At 38.9% G+C, this 23,118-nt stretch carries 18 protein-coding genes; 6 read left to right on the forward strand and 12 right to left on the reverse strand.

Translation table 11 applies throughout. The features are described 5' to 3' along the window. Window positions 1–5: 5 nt before the first annotated feature. On the forward strand, window positions 6–437 hold the full coding sequence (locus H6607_06930; GenBank protein MCB9262091.1) for a DUF1573 domain-containing protein: 432 nt from the start codon (window positions 6–8) through the stop codon (window positions 435–437). Here the strand turns inward: H6607_06930 and H6607_06935 are convergent. The 7 genes from H6607_06935 to H6607_06965 all read right to left on the reverse strand — a co-directional run bounded on the left by H6607_06935 (window position 432) and on the right by H6607_06965 (window position 10,989). Beyond that, window positions 432–1,313: a pyridoxal-phosphate dependent enzyme gene (locus H6607_06935; GenBank protein MCB9262092.1), complete on the reverse strand. Its 882-nt coding sequence runs from the start codon at window positions 1,311–1,313 to the stop codon at window positions 432–434. The two genes, H6607_06930 and H6607_06935, sit on opposite strands and share 6 nt — an antisense overlap. Before the next feature lie 2 nt (window positions 1,314–1,315). Next, on the reverse strand, window positions 1,316–1,981 hold the full coding sequence (locus H6607_06940) for a nitroreductase family protein (GenBank protein ID MCB9262093.1): 666 nt from the start codon (window positions 1,979–1,981) through the stop codon (window positions 1,316–1,318). Beyond that, window positions 1,981–2,373, reverse strand: a complete 393-nt coding sequence (locus tag H6607_06945; protein ID MCB9262094.1) for a cupin domain-containing protein — start codon at window positions 2,371–2,373, stop codon at window positions 1,981–1,983. The genes H6607_06940 and H6607_06945 overlap by 1 nt, the downstream gene beginning before the upstream one ends. Window positions 2,374–2,384: 11 nt before the next feature. Then, complete coding sequence (locus tag H6607_06950) at window positions 2,385–4,781, reverse strand: carboxypeptidase-like regulatory domain-containing protein (protein ID MCB9262095.1); 2,397 nt, start codon at window positions 4,779–4,781, stop codon at window positions 2,385–2,387. Between the two features lie 73 nt (window positions 4,782–4,854). After that, entirely contained in the window at window positions 4,855–9,399 is a 4,545-nt protein-coding gene (locus tag H6607_06955) for a T9SS type A sorting domain-containing protein (protein MCB9262096.1), read from the reverse strand. A gap of 15 nt (window positions 9,400–9,414) precedes the next feature. Next, window positions 9,415–10,083 (reverse strand): hypothetical protein, encoded by a 669-nt coding sequence (locus H6607_06960; protein ID MCB9262097.1) that lies wholly within the window; start codon window positions 10,081–10,083, stop codon window positions 9,415–9,417. A 219-nt stretch (window positions 10,084–10,302) separates the two neighbouring features. Next, on the reverse strand, window positions 10,303–10,989 hold the full coding sequence (locus H6607_06965; GenBank protein ID MCB9262098.1) for a hypothetical protein: 687 nt from the start codon (window positions 10,987–10,989) through the stop codon (window positions 10,303–10,305). Between the two features lie 71 nt (window positions 10,990–11,060). Here H6607_06965 and H6607_06970 point away from each other — a divergent pair, with 71 nt between their 5' ends. After that, window positions 11,061–11,324, forward strand: coding sequence for a helix-turn-helix transcriptional regulator (locus H6607_06970; GenBank protein MCB9262099.1), 264 nt, complete (start codon window positions 11,061–11,063; stop codon window positions 11,322–11,324). A 496-nt stretch (window positions 11,325–11,820) separates the two neighbouring features. Here the strand turns inward: H6607_06970 and icd are convergent, their stop codons facing one another. Together icd and H6607_06980 are read right to left on the reverse strand one after the other, a co-directional pair. Then, window positions 11,821–13,038, reverse strand: a complete 1,218-nt coding sequence (gene icd / locus H6607_06975) for an NADP-dependent isocitrate dehydrogenase (protein MCB9262100.1) — start codon at window positions 13,036–13,038, stop codon at window positions 11,821–11,823. Between the two features lie 123 nt (window positions 13,039–13,161). Further along, window positions 13,162–13,710 carry a TlpA family protein disulfide reductase gene (locus tag H6607_06980; protein ID MCB9262101.1) on the reverse strand — a complete coding sequence of 183 codons (549 nt, stop codon included), beginning with the start codon at window positions 13,708–13,710 and terminating at the stop codon, window positions 13,162–13,164. A 157-nt stretch (window positions 13,711–13,867) separates the two neighbouring features. On the opposite strand from H6607_06980, the gene H6607_06985 reads away from it, so the two are divergent. From H6607_06985 to H6607_07000, 4 genes are all read left to right on the forward strand, one after another. Then, window positions 13,868–16,537, forward strand: coding sequence for an ATP-grasp domain-containing protein (locus H6607_06985; protein MCB9262102.1), 2,670 nt, complete (start codon window positions 13,868–13,870; stop codon window positions 16,535–16,537). A gap of 16 nt (window positions 16,538–16,553) precedes the next feature. Then, the gene (locus tag H6607_06990) at window positions 16,554–17,141 is read left to right on the forward strand and encodes a PASTA domain-containing protein (GenBank protein ID MCB9262103.1); all 588 of its coding nucleotides are present in this window, start codon (window positions 16,554–16,556) and stop codon (window positions 17,139–17,141) included. Between the two features lie 71 nt (window positions 17,142–17,212). After that, a complete protein-coding gene (locus H6607_06995) occupies window positions 17,213–19,135 on the forward strand; it encodes a T9SS type A sorting domain-containing protein (protein ID MCB9262104.1) in 1,923 nt (640 codons plus the stop codon). Further along, entirely contained in the window at window positions 19,135–19,788 is a 654-nt protein-coding gene (locus H6607_07000) for a hypothetical protein (protein MCB9262105.1), read from the forward strand. The genes H6607_06995 and H6607_07000 overlap by 1 nt, the downstream gene beginning before the upstream one ends. A gap of 3 nt (window positions 19,789–19,791) precedes the next feature. Here the strand turns inward: H6607_07000 and H6607_07005 are convergent, their stop codons facing one another. From H6607_07005 to H6607_07015, 3 genes are read right to left on the reverse strand one after another with little or no spacing between them, the layout of a single operon-like run. Continuing rightward, window positions 19,792–21,126, reverse strand: coding sequence for a dihydroorotase (locus H6607_07005; protein ID MCB9262106.1), 1,335 nt, complete (start codon window positions 21,124–21,126; stop codon window positions 19,792–19,794). A gap of 56 nt (window positions 21,127–21,182) precedes the next feature. Continuing rightward, the gene (locus H6607_07010; GenBank protein ID MCB9262107.1) at window positions 21,183–21,758 is read right to left on the reverse strand and encodes a hypothetical protein; all 576 of its coding nucleotides are present in this window, start codon (window positions 21,756–21,758) and stop codon (window positions 21,183–21,185) included. A gap of 27 nt (window positions 21,759–21,785) precedes the next feature. Beyond that, entirely contained in the window at window positions 21,786–23,114 is a 1,329-nt protein-coding gene (locus H6607_07015) for an ATP-binding protein (protein ID MCB9262108.1), read from the reverse strand. Window positions 23,115–23,118 lie beyond the last annotated feature (4 nt).

Raw genomic sequence — 23,118 nt, forward strand, 5'->3', positions numbered from 1 at the left:
TAACGATGGTTAAAAAAATTGTTTGGTTGATGCTGGCGGTGTTTTTCACCACGATTTCAATTGCACAAACTGCAGAACCATCTTCTGATAAAGATTCCATAAAAGAATCCGTTTTAGCTCCCAAAATTGAGTTTGAAACGGATTCTTTTTTTATTGGGAATATTCCGAACGACACCATTGTTACCCGAGTTTTTAAATTCAAAAATGCAGGAACTTATGACCTTTATGTCATTGATGTATCTGCTGATTGTAGCTGCACAGTTCCTGAATATACTGCTGGCACATTTGCCCCCGGAGAAGAAGGAAGTGTCACCGTAAACTACAACAGCAAAGATAGTATGGGTAGATTTTTGCAGTACATTACTGTTTTTCATGACGGAAACCAAAACGGGTACACGTTCCTTACCATTGAAGGCTTTGTCGAGCTAAAGTTATAGATTCATTTTAAGCCATTTATCAGATAATAAGCCGGTTAATCCTCCGGTATGTATCAACAACACCTTTTCGCCGCGTTTTATTGATTTTTCTTTAATCAAATGGTTTGATGCCCAAATCATTTTTCCGGTATAAACAGGATCAAGCAATACTCCAGTTTGCCTTGTAAATGCAAGATTCGACCGAAGAAGTTCGTCATCAAACTTTCCAAATCCGCCTCTTGAAAAACGGGTATGCAAAATCCAATTGTTTCGATTCGTTTTTGATTTGATTTTCTGAGCCAAATAGTCTGCTTCCGAAAGTGCGGCAATGCCGTGTACAATGCAATGGGTTGAACTCGAATTTACGACACCAATAAGTGTGGTGGCCGTACCTACAGGAACAAAAACATGGTTAAATTCCATTGTTGTTTCCGGCAAAATTTCTTCACAACCTTGTATTCCTAAATCATTATCTCCTCCTTCTGGTACTACAAAATAACCTTCTTCGACCAATTGGTTGGCAATAGCCTCTTTATCGGCATATTCACTTCTTGAAACAAAACGAAGCTCCATGCCATATTCATAACACAACCTTAAAATATGATTTGATTGTTGACTCAACTCATTGCCACGCACAATGCCCAGGGTTTTGTAGCCAAATATTGCACCCGCACAAGCCGTGGCAATCAAATGATTTGAAAATGCACCTCCAAAAGTAGCCAGCTTTCTGAACCCATTTTGTTGCATAAACAGCATGTTATACTTGAGTTTTCTCCATTTATTTCCAGAAATAAATGGATGAATTAAATCATCCCGTTTTATAAAAACCTCGATGCCATACTGATTATACAATGGCAGTTTAACCCTTTCAATAGGTGTATTTAGGTTGAAGGTCATTGCTATAAATAAAACTGAGAAATCTCGTTTAAGGCTTTCCTTTTTATGTTTGGAACAGTGGCATTTATAGCCGGATACCCTACGGGAATTAACAAAAAGGGTTTCTCGTTTTCTGGTCTTTCCAGCACTTGGCTCAAAAAATTCATGGGGCTTGGCGTATGAGTCAAACACACCAAACCGGCATTGTGAATGGCGGTTATGAGCATGCCGCAAGCTATACCCACAGATTCCTGCACATAATAATTTTTGCTCTTTTTAATTCCGTCAAAGTCATACGATTTTCTGAAAACGATAATCAGCCACGGAGCAATTTCCAAAAATGGTTTCTGCCAATTGGTGCCAAATTGTTCTAAATCTTTGAGCCATTCTTCGCTCATACGGCCATGATAGTTTTCAAACTCCTCTTTTTCGGCGGCTTCTTTTATTTTCCGTTTAAGCTCCGCATTGTTGACCGCACAAAATGTCCACGGCTGCTTGTTGGCTCCTGACGGAGCTGTTCCGGCCGTTAAAATTAGTTTTTCCATTACCTCTATAGAAACCATTTTATCCGAAAACTCTCTAACCGTTCGCCTACCATTCAGTTTTTTATATAATTGATTTACCCATTGCCTAAGCTCATCTTCTGGCACTTCATCGAAGCGATAAGGTATAAAATCGGTTGTTTCCATTATTTAATCCAAACTCTATCTGTGCCATCAAACATGGGCGATTGAACCGAAATAACCAACATGGGCTTTTTACCCCTTACTTTTACAGAGTGTACCGAATTTTTCGGAATTACAATGGCATCACCCCTTTTTACTTTAAATGTGCTGTCGTTCAACGTAAAATTTCCTTTGCCCTCAAGCACAGTTACCACCTCGGTATGCTGCAAATGTTTGTGAGCCTTTACCTCCTTTTTAACCCATATTGCAAAAGTGCTACTCAGCGAATCGGAGTATATTTTTTTGACTAATATATTTTCATAATTAGTAGAATCAGGCTTTAACTCACTGTAAACTTGAGCCTTAGAAACAAAAGACACTACTAAAATTAGGAGCAAAAAAACGGTTCTTTTCATCGATTTTCTTATCAAAAATTAACTTTATACCAAAAGTTCGGCAATCTTCCTAATTGATATTCTAAACCAAATTTTTTGATGCCCGGATTTTCAGGATCGTCAAAATAATTTTCTTTCAATATGTTTTTGGTATTCATTACATTGGCTATATCCAACGAAAATTCATGCGTGGTCTTTTTTGTATTAATCCGAACACCCAATTTCACATCCAGGCGGCTGTAGTTTTTGAATTGATAAATGTTTCTTTGGTTATCAACAATAATCACATTTGCCCCATCTGCCATGGTGGCTGCCGTATCGATTGGAGAATATCTTTTGCCCCCACCAATGGTATATTTTGTTCCGAAAATCAACGCATTTTTATCGTTTTTAGCAAAGCGATATTCATATCCGGCCAACCCATTGAGTATAAAATTTCCATTAAAATCGGTGTTTCTCGTCACACCATCACTGCCTTTATATTTCGAATCATACACCGAAGCTGTGGTCATAAAATAATAATTTTTACTAAAGAATTTTTCAACGGTCAACTCAATTCCTTTGTTTGTACCCGTGCCGCTATTTTGCAACACATCCGGAAAAAATCGTGTAAAACCAGAACCTTGATTGAGCAATGAAAACGAGCTGCTCAACATTTCAACCGGTACATTAAAAAGCCATTGGTGATATATTTCTGTTCTAAACCGAATACTTTTTGATATAGTACGCTCATACGAACCAACTAAGTGATGGCTTTGGGTCAACCCAATTTGCTCATTATGCTTTCCAAAGGTTTTTGAAATGGAGTCAACAAACTGGGTAAAATACACATACAGGGGTTGCGTTTGACTGTGCATGCCATACCCCAATGAAAAAGATTCGTTTACCAATCTACGCCATTTTATGCCTACTCGAGGTTCTACGACGGCATTGCCGCCTTGGGTAAATTGCATGGCGTGCAAACCGGATGTAATTGTTGTTCGGGCATTTAGTCGGTATTTCCAATTGGCATACATTCTGGTCATAAATGCATTTCCCTTGTAGTTGAGATGTTCTGACCACTGGTAGGTACGCTCGTTCCGCACACTGTCCAAATAATTGATTTGATAAAGATCGGCAATAAAGCCATACTTTAAAACGCTTTTGGAACTATATTTTTTGGTGATTGATGCGTGAAATGTGGATTTTCCGTGCATCATATCCGACCTCAAAACGGGTAGTAAAGAAACGCGGGTGAAGGTATCTGGATCTCTATAAATTTTATCATGGCTGCTCAATACTTGTTGCACGTTTTGAGCAAAAACAAGGTTAAAGGTCTTATCAGTAGAAAGCCTTCGTTCCCAAACAGCTCCCACCACACCCATATTGGTTCTAAAATATTGGTCTCTGTCTTTTTCTCCATAAATTTCTTTGGTTGGTGCTTCATCATCGCTAAAAACAATATCAATGGCACTTAAACCACCCACACCAAACACAGAAAAATTGCCATTTTTCTTCGGATAATTCAATTTGAAATTGACATCTTGATATTGTGGAATGGCATCCGTGCCTAAATCAATATTCAATGCTCTGAAAATGCTGAAAGTGGCATATCGATACGAGAAGGTGTAACTCGATTTTTTCTCTTTATTAAGTGGCCCTTCGGCTTGCAACTCGGTGCCAAATAAACCAAACTGAACGCTATATTCAGATTTATTGTAATTGCCGTTTCGCATTTTTAGGTCAAAAACACCGGAAATGCCATTGCCATACTCCGCCGGAAATGCACTGGTCATAAAATCGGAATTGCCCACCAACTTATTGTTAAGCATACTGATTGGGCCACCCGTTGTGCCAGCCACGGCAAAATGACTTGGATTAAAAATATCCACTCCTTCCAATCTCCAGAGCAAACCCAGCGGTGAGTTGCCCCGTATTACAATATCGTTTCTTTGATCGTCTGTGCCAGCCACTCCGGCATAATTTTGAGCCATTCGGGCAGGGTCTTGCCTGCTGCCGGGATACCTCTCGGCTTCTTCTGCATCAAAACTTCTACTACTTACGGCCACCATTTGGTTATTGCTACTCACTTTTGAACGTTTTACCGTTACCGTGGCGGTTTCGGTAACCATTGATGATTCTTGCATTTCCACCATCAAATCCACCTCTTTACCACTGGTTACCATAACGTTGTCTTTAACCACCGTTTCGTAACCAACGTATTCAATAGTTAGTCGGTGGCGGCCAATGGGCACATTTACCAATTTAAAATAGCCACCTTCGCCTGTCATGGCACCAATTCCGGTGGCGGTTTCTACCAAAATAGTAGCACCAACTAAGCCTGCATTTGTGGTGGCATCCACCACTTTGCCGGTTATGGTTTGTGTAAGCTGAGCCTGAACCACATAGGTTAAAAACATCAAAACACAAATAAGTACACCTTTTTTCATACTGATTTTTCTGCTAAAATAGGTGTTTGTGGGGAATAACAAAAAAGCCGCTGCAATGCAACGGCTTTCTTTTTTAATTTCTGTTAATCACTAACCTTTTCGCATCCGAGTATTGGTCGTATTTGAAGTGAACCATATAAACACCCGTTGGCCAGTTGCTCACATCAATGGAAACCGAGTTTACTCCTTTTTTGTACCACGCCCTTTCTACACCCACCATTTTATGACCAAGAACATCAAAAATTTCAATTTCTACATACCTTTTTGATTTCAATTTAAACACTACCTCCATGCCTGTTTCAGCGGGATTAGGTTGCGTTTCCCAGTCAATTATGGGTTTTCCGTTTACCACTTTTTCGGTTATTTGCTCTGGTGCAGGTGGTGGAGAGGTTGGTGGAATGGTGTCCACCACAAAGCAATTGTACAGTGAGTCTTTCTGAGAAATGGTAATAATTCCTGCCAACACATCCTTTTCTGCATTAATGGCACACATAAACATGTTTATATTGTCAACCTCGGCATCCGAAATATCTATTTTGCTTCCCAATTTATCGCTCAAAACCAACAGGGATGTATCCCGCTTGTTGTTCATACGATACACCTCGGCTATATCCATGGCAATTTGCACTTCTTGCTCGTGCCAGAAGGTGTCAGAAGCATTTTCAGCCCTTTGTTCGAGGTTTTCTAAAACGGGCAAAAATTCGGTGGTTATTCCGGCAATGTCGAGCGTATTGCTGTCATAAAAAATCTCACCATAACTTTCCATGGTCGTTCTATAGACATTCTGTAAAACGTATTCGTCAAACTCACTTAAGCCTAAAAAGTTGAATGCCAATATCGATTTCCCTCTTTCAAACGCACCGCTAAAGTCATGATTGTAGTAGGCACGCTCGTTAATGTCTGCAAACACTGCCCCCAAGGTTGCATTGCTGTAATAGCTGTTCGTCACGCTTTGGTTGTCGGCATCAACCGCTCTATCGCCTTTATCTTTTACGGTAAACGTGCCAACACCTGAACTCCAAGATGGACAAAGGTTTGTTTGTTTGATATAAAGAGCGGATGAACTCACAAAGTCGTTTGAGTGATACAAATCAATATTAAATTCTGAAAAGAAAGGCACAGTATTAACCTTAAACTTCAAATCATAATGAAGATTATGAATTGGATTGTATGGATACCAATAATTGTGAGATGAGGGAAGAACTAAGCTGTAGCCGCTTGCAGGACTACCCACCGTAGAAACTTGGGAAAGGTATCCTGAAAACGTATAGTGGTCTGCCCCATAAACATTATCAAAATCAAACTTCGTATTGCCATTGGAAATGTCAATACCATACGGGTTCAACGTGAAAGAAGGAGCTACTATCAATCCGTTGTTTATGAAAATATTGCTACCCATTTTATGATTTTCATTCATGTTAAAGCTGCTGTTGTATTTGGGTGCCAACGCTACTCCATTCTCATCAAAATTGCTACATCGTATTTGAACAGTCCCACTAAGTGGAGTAATACCGCTTGCATTTAGTTTGTAGGTGCCATAGGTTGATATTAATGTTCCATTGGCTTGTCCATATAATTTTACCCCGTTTTCACACTCTTCAATACGGTTGTAAAAAAGCTCAGATGTTTTGCTCGGCGTATAAATATTTACGCCATCTGTACAGTTCGAAATATCTGCTACATTTATACTCAAACTTGCACCAAAGGACTCTACAGCCACCTTCATATTTTCGGCAGAAATGTTCTCAATATATGGAGCATTGTTGCCTATATAGCTCTCGCAATGTATGCCCACTTTACCATCCTCAAAATGTGCATTTTTAATAACCACTTTTGGCTGACCGATGGTGCGTATGGCTTCCTCATACGGATAGGCAGAATACGTAGCATCAAAATCAACGTTTTCTACCGTTAATGGCCCGTGAACTTCCATTACCGCATTTCCACCTAACAGCACAGCTCCATCTTTTATCTTTATAGATAGCTCTGAGGGAAAAACAATTGGTTCTATACCATCAATTTCTAGTATGGGCTGCCCTTGATAATTTCCGGTAAGATTCATTGAACTACCATTGAAAGCAATCACTTTTGCTTGATGCTTAACACTATTGGTGCCCATATTTTTGAATATGACACGGCCTATACCATTTGGCCCAGGCTCAATAGAAAATAGAACACCATACATAAGCTCCAAATTTCCGTTTATCTCAAGAGTTGACCCCTTATCAAGAATAATATGGCTTCCTTGCCAAATGCGAAGCAGCCCACCGGATTCAACAATAACTCGATTGTTAGAGTCAAGTATTAAACTAGAATTGTTATTTAATTCAAGAATCGCATTTCGGGCAATTCGTAATTCCTTTTTCCTACTTGGGTTGCTCGGACTCAGTCTGATGGAAGATGCCTGATAAAGTGCCAGCTTCGCATTACAAATCGTTAAATCTCCCTTAGGTTTTAACTGCCCTCCCTTAGGAATACTCGGGGGGTTATAGATATTTACATCATGTGTCAGAAATTCTGGTACACGAATCCCAATATCATTATATTCCGGAAACCGAGCTATGGTGTAAAGAGTATCTTTAAGCCCAGTGTTAACATTATTGCTAAACCCTTGTGCAAGGGAACTTTGACATGGGCAGCCCGAAGTAAAAACCTTGCCCTGAAGTGAGTTCTTGAAACTTATCCGATACATATTGTGCAGGAGCATATAGCTTATAGGGTTGTACTCTGCCTCTCTCCAGGCATTCGAGGTTTCAAAACTTCTATTGGGGGTGGAAAAAATATCACTACGATTAAATGGCTCGTGTGGATAGACTTTAAGTGTTTTATACTGTGTATCTATTACGGAAACTATCTTCTTTGAATAATAACCACCATAAACATTAAAGTTTAAAAACATATAGCCCGCAGTACTTTGGGGAGAAAGCCAAAGCTGGGTAGTATCCCAAGGGGTATCCGTAGTGTCAATAATTTGAAATAAATATTTGTCAATGATTGTGTCAGGATAAGATATACTCGGCCATTTCTGTATTCCAGTGCAATCAGCCGAATCAAGAAGGTGTCTATAATAGTCCTGACTGTAGGTTGGTGTAATATCTTTAACACAAGCATCCATTAACTCAAACCACGGAAAATTGGCCATTGTTGCAAGTACTGTAAAGTCTTCATGATTCCAAGAAGCCGTTATTGCCGCCAGTCGCATAACCATATTTAGCATCACATCACTTTTGCTTCCTTGTTTTTCAACCATTTTTTGTAATACTACTTGAGATAAGCAATCATCATAAATTTTTTGATAACAACCCCATGCATTTCGCCATGTACTTTCTTCCTTGGTAACAGAATTGATGGATTGAGTTGCTACTTTTTTTATTATGAATTTAACGAGCTGCGTTTCAAGACTTGGATATATGAAGGTCATAAATTCATTAACGAAAGTATTTTCCCATTCAATATTCCAATTTTTCATATCCAAACACCCTGCAGGATAATCTATACCTGTCAACTGTTCACCTAGAATTTCATACCCACCCGAAAGCATAAACGCTTCCCAACCTCTATCCACAGGCCTACCCGTTACGGGGTTGGTAAGAATATATCTCGCTTTTCTAAACTTTACATATATAGAGTCTATTGCAAACAAAGAAGAATCATCACCTTTAACCTCAAAATACATTTCTGTATTTTCAGGAAATTCCTTGCTCATGTGGTTCATAATTCTTTCGGCTAAAATCCTAGTTTCGGCCATCAACCACATGCCAGAATCTTCGGTTGCGGGCTGAATATATAGATTTTCGTCATTAATAAATATCTGCAGAAACCGCAACCCCATTAGCATGCCAAGGGCATGGTCTTGGCTCATTTCGTTTGATTCACGAAGTTTTGAGCTTGATTTTGATTTTGAAAGATTCCACATGTCTCCGCATTCATCACCAACTGGCTCCCACGATTTATATGCCTTAAAACCATTAAAAGGGGGGTCTTGATACAGCTCTTCGAGTGTGGCCTTTAATGGATGGCTCCCCGATGAAAGCCATGGATACTCGGTGGTCCAAGGTAGGGGGATGCTATTTCCTGGCGGAACTACAAGGATACTGTCCGGAATAAACCCATTGGTGGCATGTGCCCCATGAAACAAAACACTATCAGTAACTTCCCAAAATTTATAGAAATTTTCAGGTACATCATCTCGTACAAAAAAACCTTTAGTATCAGGAACAGAAGGGTCATCATTTGATATAAATTTCTCTGCAAAAACGTCAAGTCGGTCAAAGGCTTTTAGGGCAAAATATATTTCGCTTTGGCAGGCTTGTAGTTTTTCATAGTCGTCGGTTTCTTTCAACCAGTTATATTCGGTGGCCAACGCAGCAAGATACATTCCTAAAGAGGCCACCACATCACCCGCCTCTATTTTATAGCCCTTCATATCTCCACAACTTCTCCATCTTATCAAATCCATGGGTAAAGATTCCCCCTCATCCTTTCCAACGTGAATAAAATGTTTCAAAAAGTGGTCTTTGTAGGTCCAATATTTGTTTAGATTGAGGCTGTCTAGGTTTTGGGCAAAGAGCAGTGCATAGCATAGCGTTAACCCTAAAGTGGTAAAAAGACGTTTCATAATTTTATTTATTTGTTATTGCACAATATTGTAATCAATCAATTCCCATGATACAGAGTGTTTTAAATTTTCAAGCTTAATCATTCCAATATTTTTGGCCCAGTAGTATTGTGCGGCTCCTCCGGTTCTTTCGAGTTCATCATAAAAAATTAAATCGTCGTCGCTTACCCAAAATACTTTAACATCGGTATAATTCTCAGTGCCTAGCTTGAGAGTAGTATATTCACCTTTTAATTGAACACTATGAGTGGAGTTTTTCTCAATAAAATTTTGGTTAAAAGGGTAAAGAAAGTTGTTTCTCAGCCCCACGTAATTTCCGGGCCGATATTTAGCCAAAAAATAGCTTCTATTGACCACTTGATTTTGTGTTGCCAATTCCATATTTGGTTGGCCATACATGAGATAAAAATGATATTCATACCCATCCATCCTGCTTTTGGCATACCATTCAATTTCTTCGTAATACATGGTATTACCATTTCCGGTTAGTTTCGTGGTATCATCAAAGCTTTTAGTTATTTCGATAGTGTCAAGTCTTCCATCTTGCACATTTTTATACACCCACCACGTACCGGGTTTGAAATAAATGTAGTCACGAGCTTCACCCAGATATTCATATCTTGTCCATGGTTCCGGTTCTTCGGGTTTGCAACTTGGTAGAAGTACAACAGCCAATAAACTCATTAAAAAATACCGCATTTTCATACTTGTAAATATAAGCGATTATTCATTGAGATTCGTGTTTGTGTGATTTTGTAGCATCAAAAAATGTTTCAAAAAGTGGTCTTTGTAGATCCAATATTTGTTTAGATTGAGGCTGTCGAGGTTTTGGGCAAATAGCAGTGCATAGCATAGCGTTAACCCTAAAGTGGTAAAAAGACGTTTCATAATTTTATTTATTTGTTATTGCACAATATTGTAATCAATCAATTCCCATGATACAGAGTGTTTTAAATTTTCAAGCTTAATCATTCCAATATTTTTGGCCCAGTAGTATTGTGCGGCTCCTCCGGTTCTTTCGAGTTCATCATAAAAAATTAAATCGTCATCACTCAGCAAGTACGCCTTTATGTTCTGATATTCCTTGCTTTTCAGTTTTAAAATATTCAATTCGATTTTAAGTTGAACACTATGTGTAGATGTATTTTGTGTGTATGTTTGGTCAAAAGGGTAAATAAAATTTGTAACAACTCCCACATATCCCCCAGGTTTATATTTGGCTAAATAATACCTACGCCAAGCTGTTCTTCCCTCATCATACTGTTCAATTAGTGGGGAATTCCAGCTATAAAAATGATATTCATACACATCCATCCTGCTTTTGGCATACCATTCAATTTCTTCGTAATACATGGTATTACCATTTCCTGTTAGTTTCGTGGTATCATCAAAGCTTTTAGTTATTTCGATAGTGTCAAGTCTTCCATCCTTGATGTTTTCATACACCCACCAAGTGCCGGGTTTAAAATAAATGTAGTCACGAGCTTCACCCAGATATTCATATCTTGTCCATGGTTCTGGTTCTTCGGGTTTGCAACTTGGTAGAAGTACAACTACAAATAAAACAATGTATGGAATGTGTGCTTTCATAACTGTAAATGTACAAGTCTCTTTGTTTATTTCTCTCCAAAGTTAGGAAATAATTTCAAAAGCAGGATTTAATGTTCTGTTATTTCATAATTTATACCGCTTCGTTTGTCAGCGTGTATTCAGATGGCATAACAATTGGGCTTGGCAAACAGATTAAGTCTTTACGAAAACAAAGAAATCTTACACAAGCCGAGCTTGCCGAACTGATGGATATTGATGAGTCAGCTCTTAGAAGGTTAGAGATTGGCAAAATTACCAATCCCAAACTTTCAACGCTTTTAAAATTGTGTAATGCTTTCAAAATTTCCTTGAACGAATTGATAGATATCAAATAGAAAAAAATAACGTCTTCTTTTTTCAAAATCTTTATGTTCAAGCCATGAAAAAAGCACTGATGTCGGAGGTTCAGGAATGATTGAGCAATAGGTATTAAACCATTGTTTTGCAGAAAGAAGATGTTCAGCAATTATTTCACTCGGACAGAAAAAAGTAGAATGTCGTTTGTCAGATACGAAGGTATGGCCGAAAATAAAATGTTTGAATTGATAGCGGATTACCGTAACACTTCGACCCCGACTACATCTACCTTTCTATCCCAAGAAAAGAGCCAAACAGGTAAGTATAAAATCTTACGATTTTTCTACAAGGAATTCAGCAAAATTTCCTCCAAACATTGGCATTAATTCTACTCAATTAGCCGAGGCAATGATTAAAACCGGATTTGAGGGAGCATCTAAAAAAAAATTGATAATAAAAATTTGAGGGAAATGGTTGCCAAATAAAAAAAAAGCGGCTTTCGCCGCTTTTATCTTTATCAAACTAAGATTTCAATTACATATTGGCAACTATCTCATCGCCAAACTCGGAGCATTTTAAGAGCGTTGCTCCGTCCATTAGTCGCTCAAAATCGTAGGTTACTCGTTTTGCGGCAATGGCCCCATTCAACCCTTTTAATATTAAATCTGCCGCTTCTGTCCAGCCCATGTATCGGAACATCATTTCTCCCGACAGAATAACTGAACTTGGGTTAACCTTGTCCAAACCTGCATATTTTGGGGCAGTTCCGTGGGTTGCTTCAAAAATGGCTTTTCCGGTGCTATAGTTGATGTTTGCACCTGGAGCAATACCAATTCCGCCAACAATGGCCGCCAACGCATCCGAAATATAATCGCCGTTAAGGTTTAAAGTCGCAATAACATCATAGTCAGAAGGACGAAGCAAAATCTGTTGCAAAAAGGCATCTGCAATTACATCTTTAATTACAATTTTGTTGCCTTTGTTGTCAATAACCTGCCATGGACCACCGTCTAAATCTACTGCACCAAATTCATTTTTGGCCAATTGGTATCCCCACTCCTTAAACATACCTTCGGTAAATTTCATGATGTTTCCTTTATGCACCAAAGTCACCGATTTTCGGTTGTTTGCAATGGCATATTCAATGGCCGAACGAACCAATCGCTCTGTTCCTTCCTTGCTTACCGGTTTTACGCCTAACGAGCAGGTTTCTGGAAAACGAATGTTGGTTACCCCCATTTCATTTATCAAAAATGATTTTACTTTCTCCACTTCGGGTGTGCCATATTTCCACTCAATTCCGGCATAAATATCTTCCGTATTTTCACGGAAAATAATCATGTCCACGTGTTGTGGTTCTTTTACTGGCGAAGGAACACCTGTGAAATACTGTACCGGACGAACACAAGCGTACAAATCCAATCGTTGACGAAGAGCCACGTTTAGCGACCGAATACCGCCACCAACTGGGGTAGTAAGCGGCCCCTTTATAGCCACCAAATACTCATCTATTGCATCTAACGTTGTTTGTGGCAACCAATCGTTGGTTTGGTTAAAAGCTTTTTCTCCCGCAAGTACTTCCAACCATTCTATTTTTTTTGTGCCGTTGTATGCCTTTTCTACTGCCGCATCAAAAACGGTTTGAGAAGCCTTCCAAATATCTGCTCCAATACCGTCACCTTCAATAAAAGGAATAACTGGATGGTTCGGAACGTTTAATTTACCATTATTTATTGTGATTTTGTCTGCCATGAAACTTGTTTTTTTAAGGGTGGCAAAGGTAACTTTTTTGTTTAGAATTTGGTATAGTCCACAGCCTATTGCAAACAAAAAAGCCCATCAATGAATGGGCTTTACACGTCAATTTTAATTGACTTATTTCTTTTGAAGTTCCTTAATGTGTTCTTCCAAGTCTATTTCGTCTCCTTCAATGTATCCTGTGTGTGTATAAACAATGTTTCCACTTTGATCAACCAAAAAAGTAACCGGTGGGTTGGTAACATTCATGGCCAGAGCCAACTGACTGTTTACATCCAACAAAATATCAAAATCCCAACCTTCGGCAACGGCTTTTGGCCCTGCTTTGGACGTGGTTCTTGAGTCATCCACCGAAACAGCTACCAACTGCACATTGTAATTTTCTTCCCAATCCTCAATCACCTCGTTCAAATTTCGGAGTTCTTTAATGCAAGGACCACACCAAGTAGCCCAAAAAGAGATAATGGTTATTTTGCCTGATTGTCCGTACGACTGAAGATTTACATTTTCTCCGTCGGTATTTTTTAGGGTAATGTCTGGTAGTTTTTTGTCTGATTTGGTTGTGTGAACCGTGGTGTCTTTACTTGATTTTGTGCTGTCGGCAGACTGAGCAACGGCAGATAACGAACAAATTCCTAAACTTATGGCGATAACTAAACTTCTCATTTCTTGTTTTTTAAAACTTTCCTGTCAATTATTGTTCCTATAAAATAGAAGTGCGAATTTAACCGCTTTGTATTAAAAGACATTCAAAGTTTAAATATCTTTGCACATCTATTTGATTATCAATAAATAATAAAAAATAATTTAGCAATATTTCGGCATGCAAACCCGGTTTCGGATAGGTATTTTTTTTGGTGGAAGTTCTCGCGAGCGTGAAGTATCGTTTGCCGGAGGCCGCACTGTGTACGATAATTTAGACAAAAGATTGTTTGATGCCGTACCCATTTTTGTTGACGAATTTGGAAACATGGTTTTGCTCAATTGGCAATTTGTTTATCGGGGTACCATTCGAGATTTTTATCCTCCCGTAAGCCATTTGCCTGTCAGCAAAAATTCATTCCAGATTTACTCAGAGAGCATAGCTGCAAACACATCGGATAGAAAAAAAATGCTTTCTGAAATAGGTCAAAACATTGAACCCATCAACCTAAGTAATCACATAGATATTGCCTTTTTGGCCATGCACGGCGAGCGGGGCGAAGACGGCAACATTCAAGGTTTGTTAGAGTGGTATGGAATACCTTACACCGGTTCAGGCATTTTGCCCTCGGCCTTAGGAATGAACAAAGCGGTACAGAAAAAATGGATGAGACACAGTGGGTTTGACGGGCCTATTTTTGCAACCGTAAAATTTGACGAATGGAAAAACTCGCCGATTTCTTTTTTTGAAAAGGTAAAAAATCAAATTGGGTTTCCCGTGGTCGTTAAAGCAGCCAATCAAGGCTCATCCATTGGGGTAACTATTTTAAAATCAGAAAATAAAGAGGATTTTTACAAGGCAGTAAACAATAGCTTTTTTATAAAAAAATTAACCAAAACCGATTGGGAAAAATCCGATAAAGTGAGGCTAATTCGTGAGCTTAGCGACATAAGAAGTTCTCTTGGTTTTCCGATGTTTATAAACGACACCTTAGTTAATCATCCGGAAGAAGCTCTCGAACATATAGACCAACTATTTGTCGCCATGGAAGAAATAGAGCTTATGGCTGTGAGGGGCGAAGTGGAAGTTATTGCCGAACAATTTATTGAAGGACGAGAATTTAGCTGCATAGTAGTACGGGATAATGCCGGGAAAACCATTGCCTTACCTCCCACCGAAATTGTAAAAACCGGAGGCTATTTCGATTACAAATCAAAATACTTACCCGGACTGAGTAGAAAAATTACGCCCATAAACCTGCCGGATGAACAGATAGAACGCATACGGCAAGAATGTAGCCGACTCTTTGAATATTTCGAGTTTAATGTATATGCCCGAATTGACGGCTTTTACACCCCCGATGGCCGCATTTTGCTCAACGACCCAAACACCACTTCGGGCATGATGCCTTCTTCGTTTTTCTTTCATCAGGCTGCCGAAATTGGCCTAAACCCAAGCCAATTTTTGACCTTTATCATTCGCTCATCTATTGCCGAGCGTTTGCAGACCGTTCCATCTTTTATTCCCAAAAAAGCATTGCTCCACAATCTTGACAAACGACTCGAAGATTTGTCGTCATCAAGCCAAACAATGGAAAAAGTGGCGGTAGTGATGGGTGGATACAGCACCGAAAGGCATATTTCGGTAGAAAGCGGACGAAATATTTTTGAGAAATTGTCCTCTTCGGGCAAGTATATGCCAGTACCTGTGTTTTTAACCGGAGACCACGACAATCATTTGTTGTTTAAGCTGCCCATCAATATAATGCTTAAAGACAATGCCGACGACATAAAACACAAAGTTGAACATTTTGAGAGAGCCGCCATTATTGAAAAAATAATAGCAGAGGCAAAAGATATTTTTGAAAAATACACCTTTGAAAAACCCATTTTTAAGCCCGAGCAAATAACTTATGAGGATTTGAAAAATGAATTTTCTACCGTTTTCATTGCTTTGCATGGCAGGCCCGGCGAGGATGGAGCCGTTCAAAAAAAGTTAGACCAATATGGTATTGCATACAATGGCAGCGGTGTTGCCTCAAGCGAAACAACCATTGATAAATTTATCACCAACAACATATTGCGAGACAATGGTTTTTTGGTGGCCGATGCAGCTCTTATAAATAAAGCTGGGTGGCAACAAAATCCCGAAAAAATTAAAAACCTGATTCAAAATATGGGCTTCCCGCTCATTGCAAAACCCGCTGATGAAGGCTGTAGCAGTGCGGTGAAAAAACTAAAAAACATCGACGAGTTTGCCACCTATTGTGAGGTTACTTTTAGAGAAAATACCGAAATATCAAGTGCTGACAAACAAAAATTAAAGCTGGACGATAAAGAAGAATTTCCGCAAAAAGATTATTTCTTGGCCGAAACATTTATTGACAAAAAAGGAGCAAAACATTTTCTAGAAATTACGGGAGGCATGCTCACCAAATACGAAAACGGTAAGCTGTCGTATGAAGTTTTTGAACCAAGTGAGGCACTTGCCGAGGGAGAAATTTTATCATTGGCAGAAAAATTTTTGGCCGGAGAAGGGCAAAATATCACTCCGGCACGTTTTTCGGCGGATGCAAACGAACAACAACGAATATCGGCCAAAGTGCGTTTGGAGCTTGAAAAAGTGGCCAAATGCCTGAACGTGGAAGGTTATTGTCGAATCGATGCTTTTGTTCGCATTTTTGGGGATGAAACTGTAGAAGTGGTGATTATCGAAATAAATTCGTTGCCGGGCATGACCCCTGCCACTTGCATCTATCATCAGGCTGCCATAAACGGATATAAACCTTTTGATTTTATTGATAAAATTCTGACTTTTGGGCAGCAAAGAACAGCTTTACAGCATAGATAATTTAACGCAACAAGGAATGAATAAAACACTAAAAACATTGCTATTAATAGGGCTTGCAACCATTGGATTTATTGCCTTATCGCTTATTTTCATTCATTTCTATACGGGGCATGGAAAAGCGTTGGTTAAGGTTCCGAAGATAGAAGGACTCAAAATAGATAAAGCCGTTGAAATATTAGTAGATCAAGGCTTTAACTATGAAATAACCGACACAGTTTATAGAGATGGAAAGCCTCTTTTATCTATTATCGACCAAGACCCGGAGGCAGATTTTGATGTAAAGTATGGCCGAAAAATTTATTTGGTGCTTAATTCTGACAAAATTCCGGATGTGATTATGCCAGATGTAACCGATGGTGATTCGTATGACCAGGTGGTGCGAAGTTTTAAAAGTATTGGCCTTAAAATAGGCAAAATAACCGAACAACCCATTCCGGAAATAAAAGACCCCGACAGCAAAACTGTTTTGGGTGTTTTTTACCCAGGCACCCAAGACCCCATAAAGCCCGGCACAAAAATTCAACGAAACTCTACGGTGGATATGGCCATTGGCGTGATGATAAGAGCCGCAGCCGCCGACACCACTTCTACCGAAGGGGAATAAAATTGAACTCTTACTCATTTGTTGCAAATCATTTTTGATAATTCCACTCAACCAAGCTATTTTGCATCAAAATGAAAACTTGGAGCCTTTTTATCGTCTTGATTATTCTTGGTTCTTTCCAACTGAGTGCTCAATTATGCAAACCCGATTTTTATTTTTTGGGTGAAAACGCAATCACGGCCAAACACAACAAGAAAAAATCGGATGTCGGTATTGACTATGATGTGGTTTATCATCGATTAGAATTAAACATCGACCCAAGAAAATCGCCGATGAACGGTGCGGTTACCACCTATTTCAAACCTCTTATAGACAATTTCCAAATTATCAAATTTGATTTGGCAAACAATATGTCGGTAGATTCGGTAATCTACCACAACGAACGCATACTTGCCTTTTCGCACAGCAACCATATTATTTCCATATTGTTAGGAACACCCGTAATAAAGGGAAGCACCGACTCCATTATAGTGCATTATAGCGGCAACCCTACGGCCAATGCCGATGCCAGCTATGTGCTAGAAAAAGATAGGCCAATCAGTGATGCTCCAAGTGTAAGTACGCTTAGCGAACCATACGGAGCCTACCAATGGTGGCCATGCAAAAATGGAATTTACGACAAAATTGATTCGTTGGATATGTTGGTGACTGTGCCAAAAGGCAACAAAGCCGCAGGTTTGGGCATACTTATTTCTACCCAACAACCCAATGATTCACAACTGATTTTTCATTGGAAACACCGTTATCCGGTGGCAACTTATTTGGTAGCAGTTGCCGTTACAGACTACGTAGAATTTACCGATTGGGTGCATTTTGTAGATGGCGATAGCATGCCCATTCTCAATTACGTTTTTCCCGAAAACATCGACGATGCCAAAAAATACACAAAGGTTGTGCTGCCAATCATGCGATATTACGACTCTCTGCTTGGCGATTATCCATTTAAAAATGAAAAATATGGCCACGCTCAATTTATGCGTGGTGGCGGCATGGAGCATCAAACCATGAGCTTTATGGGCAGCTGGAGTTTTGGGCTTATTGCACACGAGTTGGCTCATCAGTGGTTTGGCGACAAAATAACATGCAACTCATGGTCGGATTTGTGGCTGAATGAAGGTTTTGCGACCTATTTTACCCTATTGGCCCGCGAGCAATTGCAAGACGATAAGAGTGTTTTTTTTAGCGAATTGATAGGAAGCAGAGTAAAAGCCATGCTCGACATCGAATCGGTGTATAGAATTGACACACTGAACCGAGCAAGCCTTTTTAGTAGCAGAATTACCTACAACAAAGGGGCTCAATTGCTCCGTATGTTGCAATGGCAATTGGGCGATTCACTCTTTTTTAAATCGTTAAGAAACTACCTGAGCGATGAAAATTTGTCGTACAACTTTGCTCGTACAGATGATTTAAAATTTCATTTGGAAGCCACCTCAAGAAAAGATTTAACCGCTTTCTTTAATGATTGGTTTTATGGAACGGGCAATCCGCAATACGAAATAATTTGGAAACAAAAAGGCAAAATAGTTGAATTAGCTTTTGTGCAAACCACCAACGGTGACGTTGATTTCTTCTCCATTCCATTTGAAATTTTGTTGAGCAATGGTCACGACTCAGCCTATTTTACAATCGAACCCTGGTCGAATCAGTTTACCACCTCTGTTGAAATCGGTTTTATTGCCGACTCTCTCCAATTTGACCCCAACCTTTGGATTTTGGCCACCGCAACAACACACAATCAAACCCAAAAATCTACGGATGTGTTTTTGTACCCAAATCCGGCAAAAGACGAAATTATTGTAAGCAGCTTCGACTCTACATTAACCCAACTAAACCTTTATGACATAACCGGAAAAGTATTATTTGAAAAAGCACTGAGTCCCGCCAAAAATCTTCTGATTTCCATTCCTGTAAATCATTTTACCAACGGTTTATACTTTATTGAACTGATTGGAACGGACACAAAATCGATTGCAAAATTCGTTAAGGAATAATGCTAAAAACAACTTTTATCTTGATTTTGCTCTCAGGGCTTATTTATTTAGGAACATCCAAAGTTACCTTACCACAAACCGAAAACAAAACCCTTTCGTACAACGAATATCTCGATAGCCTGTCAAAACAAAAATCTGCCATTGACTCCGGCGATTTTGACTTAGCAAAAAAACTATTGTTCGAGACTATCAATGACCACATACCAAGCTACTGGATTGGCACAAAATGGAATTTTAATGGCACCAGCCAAACCCCAAAATCAGGCACCATAGCGTGTGGTTATTTTCTTACCACGGTGATGAAGCAAACCGGATACAACATTGAGCGGGTCAAGATGGCACAACAAGCCTCTTCGGTTTTGATAAACGCCTATTGCACCGACATAAAAACGTTAGGAAGCAAGGAAAAAATAAAAGCCTATTTGGCCGCACAACCCGATAGCTCTGTGTTTATTTTAGGCTTAGACTTTCATGTGGTGTTTGTTGCCAAAAATGGTTCAGATAACCAAATTATACATTCAAACTACATAGACAATATGGGTGTGGTAAAAGAAAATTTTGACAATGCCCAAGTGCTTTCGAAAAACACATTTTTTATGATTGGAAATTTATCGGCAAATACCAAAAAAATGAATGAATGGATGGGCTGGTAACTTCTACCGATTAAAGCTCAACCTCTGCCCCATTCTGCTCTCATCAAAAATACCGTTTCTGTAAACCCAATGTCCGCTAACAAAGGTATTTGTTATAACAAAATCAAACCTTCTACCCTCCAACGGCGACCAACCGCATTTATATAAAATGTTATCCTTTTCTACCACCATAGATTTCATGGGGTTTACCAAAACTAAATCGGCAAAATATCCTTCACGAACAAAACCTCGTTTTTCAATATTGAATAATTCGGCGGGTTTGTGGCACATTCTATTTACCACTTCTTCTACCGAAATTCGGCCATCCCTGGCATGTTGCAACATCAACTGAAGGCTGTGTTGTACCAACGGCAGCCCGGAAGGAGCATTCAAGTATTTTCCGGCCTTTTCTTCGGCAGTGTGCGGTGCATGATCGGTGGCTATCACGTCAAACTTTCCCTCACGCAAAGCATTCCACAAAGCCTCTTGGTCGGTTTTGTATTTTATAGCAGGATTGCATTTAATTTTCGAACCCAACGTAGCATAATCATCTGCATTAAACGACAAATGATGCACGCACACTTCAGAGGTAATTTTTTTGTTTTTGAAATTCTCTTCGGTGGTAAACAAAGCAATTTCTTCGGCGGTGCTAATATGCAAAATATGAATTCGGGTATCGTGTTTTTTGGCTAATTCCACCGCCTTGCTTGATGACAAATAACACGCATGGCTATTTCTTATTTCAGGATGTGCCGAAAACGGTATTTCATCACCATATTTATCTATATACTGCTGTGTATTGGTCTTGATGGTTTGCTCATCCTCGCAGTGCAAAGCAATAATGGTGGGAGCATTGGCAAAAATTTTGGAAAGCACGTGGTCGTCGTCCACCAACATATCGCCGGTGCTACTGCCCATAAAAATTTTTATCCCACACACCTTTTTGGGGTCTGTCCGCATCAATTCGTCGTAGTTGTTGTTGGTAGTACCCATAAAAAAGGAATAATTGGCCAACGACGATTGGGCTCCAATTTGATATTTCTGCTCCAGCAACTCTTGTGTAACAGCCTGGGGCTTTGTGTTTGGCATTTCCATAAAACTGGTTATTCCACCCGCCACTGCCGCTTTTGCCTCGGTATAAATGTTGGCTTTGTGTGTTAACCCGGGTTCTCTAAAATGCACTTGATCGTCAATAACACCCGGCAACAGCCATTGGCCTTCGGCCTCAATAATGGTGGCCGTTGGGTGACTAATGCTTTGAGCAATTTTTTCGATGATTCCATCTTTTACCAACACATCGCCCTCCATTCGACGATGCTCATTTATTATGGTTGCATTTTTTATGAGGTACATATCCAAAAGTTTTGGCGAAGGTAGGGAAGTTTTGGTTGGTGTGTGTGACTGCTGCGTTGGCATTATGATAGTAAGTTTTTGATTTTATTTTGTTTTTTAATGATGTCCAAAAAAACCTTATTTCTTGCTTCCGCATCTTTAATCAAGGTCGATGCACTAATTACAAAAATTGAAATATTGGGTTCACTGTAAAAGCGATGATAAATTGGACTTTCAAGTGAGAACAAAGGAGTATAACCATCTGTTCTAAGTCTATCAGCAAGTTTGTCGTCTATTTCAGTGATTAAAAATGAAGATACTTCTTCAATCCTTTCTTTCTCTTTAAAAGCTTTTACATAATCCAACAACTGCTGGATTCCTGCAAATTTCTTTCTGTCAGGTTTAGATGCATAGTCAAACGGTTTGATTTCAACCAAAACTGATTTCAAGCGTTCTGGTTTACTTGGATTATGTGAAAAGAAAAGAGATAAGTCGGGTTTATCGTCCAGAATATCTGTGTCGCCATTTTCTTCATCAATTCCTTTTAGAACCTCTCTAATCCTTTTATCGCTTGCTACATAGCTGTATGTGGTATATCTGTCGTCTAATAGCCAAAGATTGTTTTTGCCAACAGCATAGTAATCATCATCAGTTCTCATTTCCATGAACAGATTATGGATGATTTCTTAAACTCTTTCTTTTTTGTCAATCAATTTCTTTAATCGCTCAATTACCAAAACACGGTCATTGATGTATGAAACCAATTCGTTATGCGTTAACTCAATCGCTTCGTAAAGTTCTGTGTCGGTGTATTCCTCTTTCCCTGCTGATGCAAGTATTTTTTCTTTAGCATTATCAAACTTTTTCTTAGCGTTGTCAATCAGTTTTTTCTTGTCCATGAAGCCAGCAATTTCAATATCTGTTTCATCAATGTAGTTGATTAGATATGGTCGCTCTTCATGTATTTCTTTAATCTTCGTCTTGTTTATTTCTTTTGTTTCCGGAATTCCTTCTTTCACCAAGTCTGTTACGGTCTTTTTTAATTCTTCGTTGATTAAATCCCATGAAAGTGTTGTGAAAGCATCCGTTCGTAGGGGTTTTATGTCAAAGTCGTTTCTTTCGTGGTTAACTCTTGTGTTTAGATACTTAGATTCAAGCAATAAATATCCTGAATAACCATAGGGGAAATTCAGTTTCAGATCTTTTTCGGAAAACTCACATACAGTTCTATTATTTGCACAGTAGTATGCATTTAGCTTGCCATCTACATTTTCAATTCTATGATTTAATGTAAACTCAAATTCCTTGCTTTCTCTGTCTTTTACTATGAATTTGCGTTCCTTGAAGTCAGGAATATCTTTTGGCTCAATAAATACTTGGTCGGAAGTGGTTTGGTCTGTGAAGCTAATTGTAATTTCAACACCTTTCTTTTTGTAAAAGAATAGCGTAGGAATCAGATTAAGCAATACCTTTTCTCTAATTGCTTCCAAATCCATTTCAATTCTTCTATCAACGTGTTTATCATGGTTTAAGTAGCTTTCGGAAAGGCTATTTAAAGTTACTTCGGTTAAATTTTGCTCTACTTTACTTGGGGTGCTTTTAATATTGTCTGTATCGAAATCAAAGTCAAATTTGAAACTCCTTACTTCTTGTGTGTTAACCAATGAGCTTGTAAAATTGGCATAATTGTAAACCTTTAGGAATACAAACCGACCAACACCTTTACAACCCAAAGCCTTTTTGTATTCAGTTCTGTATTTGCAAAATGAATCGTAGTTGTCATCATGCAAACCATCGCCATTGTCTCGAACTGTTATAGTGTGAACCTTTTTCCTTGCGATTTCTGTTTCACTTTCCTTGATAGGATTATCGAATGAGTTTAATATACAATCAATAGCTGTAGCTTTTGCATGAATAGCATTTGTGATGGCCTCAAAAATCACATCATATTGTGAAATTCGACTACTGATGTCTTCATCCACAATTCGTTTTATCTCTGCAAACATTTTACTCATAGCT

It is taken from the genome of Flavobacteriales bacterium, assembly GCA_020635395.1.
Lineage (GTDB): Bacteria > Bacteroidota > Bacteroidia > NS11-12g > UBA9320 > UBA987.

What these genes read in the sequence shown, in the direction of transcription:
- H6607_07015 (MCB9262108.1), bottom strand. Translation starts at nt 23,114, where the DNA reads ATGAGTAAAATGTTTGCAGAGATAAAACGAATTGTGGATGAAGACATC.
- H6607_06960 (MCB9262097.1), bottom strand. Translation starts at nt 10,083, where the DNA reads ATGAGTTTATTGGCTGTTGTACTTCTACCAAGTTGCAAACCCGAAGAA.
- H6607_06930 (MCB9262091.1), top strand. Translation starts at nt 6, where the DNA reads ATGGTTAAAAAAATTGTTTGGTTGATGCTGGCGGTGTTTTTCACCACG.
- H6607_06980 (MCB9262101.1), bottom strand. Translation starts at nt 13,710, where the DNA reads ATGAGAAGTTTAGTTATCGCCATAAGTTTAGGAATTTGTTCGTTATCT.
- icd (MCB9262100.1), bottom strand. Translation starts at nt 13,038, where the DNA reads ATGGCAGACAAAATCACAATAAATAATGGTAAATTAAACGTTCCGAAC.
- H6607_06955 (MCB9262096.1), bottom strand. Translation starts at nt 9,399, where the DNA reads ATGAAACGTCTTTTTACCACTTTAGGGTTAACGCTATGCTATGCACTG.
- H6607_07010 (MCB9262107.1), bottom strand. Translation starts at nt 21,758, where the DNA reads ATGAGAACTGATGATGATTACTATGCTGTTGGCAAAAACAATCTTTGG.
- H6607_06935 (MCB9262092.1), bottom strand. Translation starts at nt 1,313, where the DNA reads ATGACCTTCAACCTAAATACACCTATTGAAAGGGTTAAACTGCCATTG.
- H6607_06990 (MCB9262103.1), top strand. Translation starts at nt 16,554, where the DNA reads ATGAATAAAACACTAAAAACATTGCTATTAATAGGGCTTGCAACCATT.
- H6607_06970 (MCB9262099.1), top strand. Translation starts at nt 11,061, where the DNA reads ATGTTCTGTTATTTCATAATTTATACCGCTTCGTTTGTCAGCGTGTAT.
- H6607_06995 (MCB9262104.1), top strand. Translation starts at nt 17,213, where the DNA reads ATGAAAACTTGGAGCCTTTTTATCGTCTTGATTATTCTTGGTTCTTTC.
- H6607_06950 (MCB9262095.1), bottom strand. Translation starts at nt 4,781, where the DNA reads ATGAAAAAAGGTGTACTTATTTGTGTTTTGATGTTTTTAACCTATGTG.
- H6607_06965 (MCB9262098.1), bottom strand. Translation starts at nt 10,989, where the DNA reads ATGAAAGCACACATTCCATACATTGTTTTATTTGTAGTTGTACTTCTA.
- H6607_06985 (MCB9262102.1), top strand. Translation starts at nt 13,868, where the DNA reads ATGCAAACCCGGTTTCGGATAGGTATTTTTTTTGGTGGAAGTTCTCGC.
- H6607_06940 (MCB9262093.1), bottom strand. Translation starts at nt 1,981, where the DNA reads ATGGAAACAACCGATTTTATACCTTATCGCTTCGATGAAGTGCCAGAA.
- H6607_07000 (MCB9262105.1), top strand. Translation starts at nt 19,135, where the DNA reads ATGCTAAAAACAACTTTTATCTTGATTTTGCTCTCAGGGCTTATTTAT.
- H6607_06945 (MCB9262094.1), bottom strand. Translation starts at nt 2,373, where the DNA reads ATGAAAAGAACCGTTTTTTTGCTCCTAATTTTAGTAGTGTCTTTTGTT.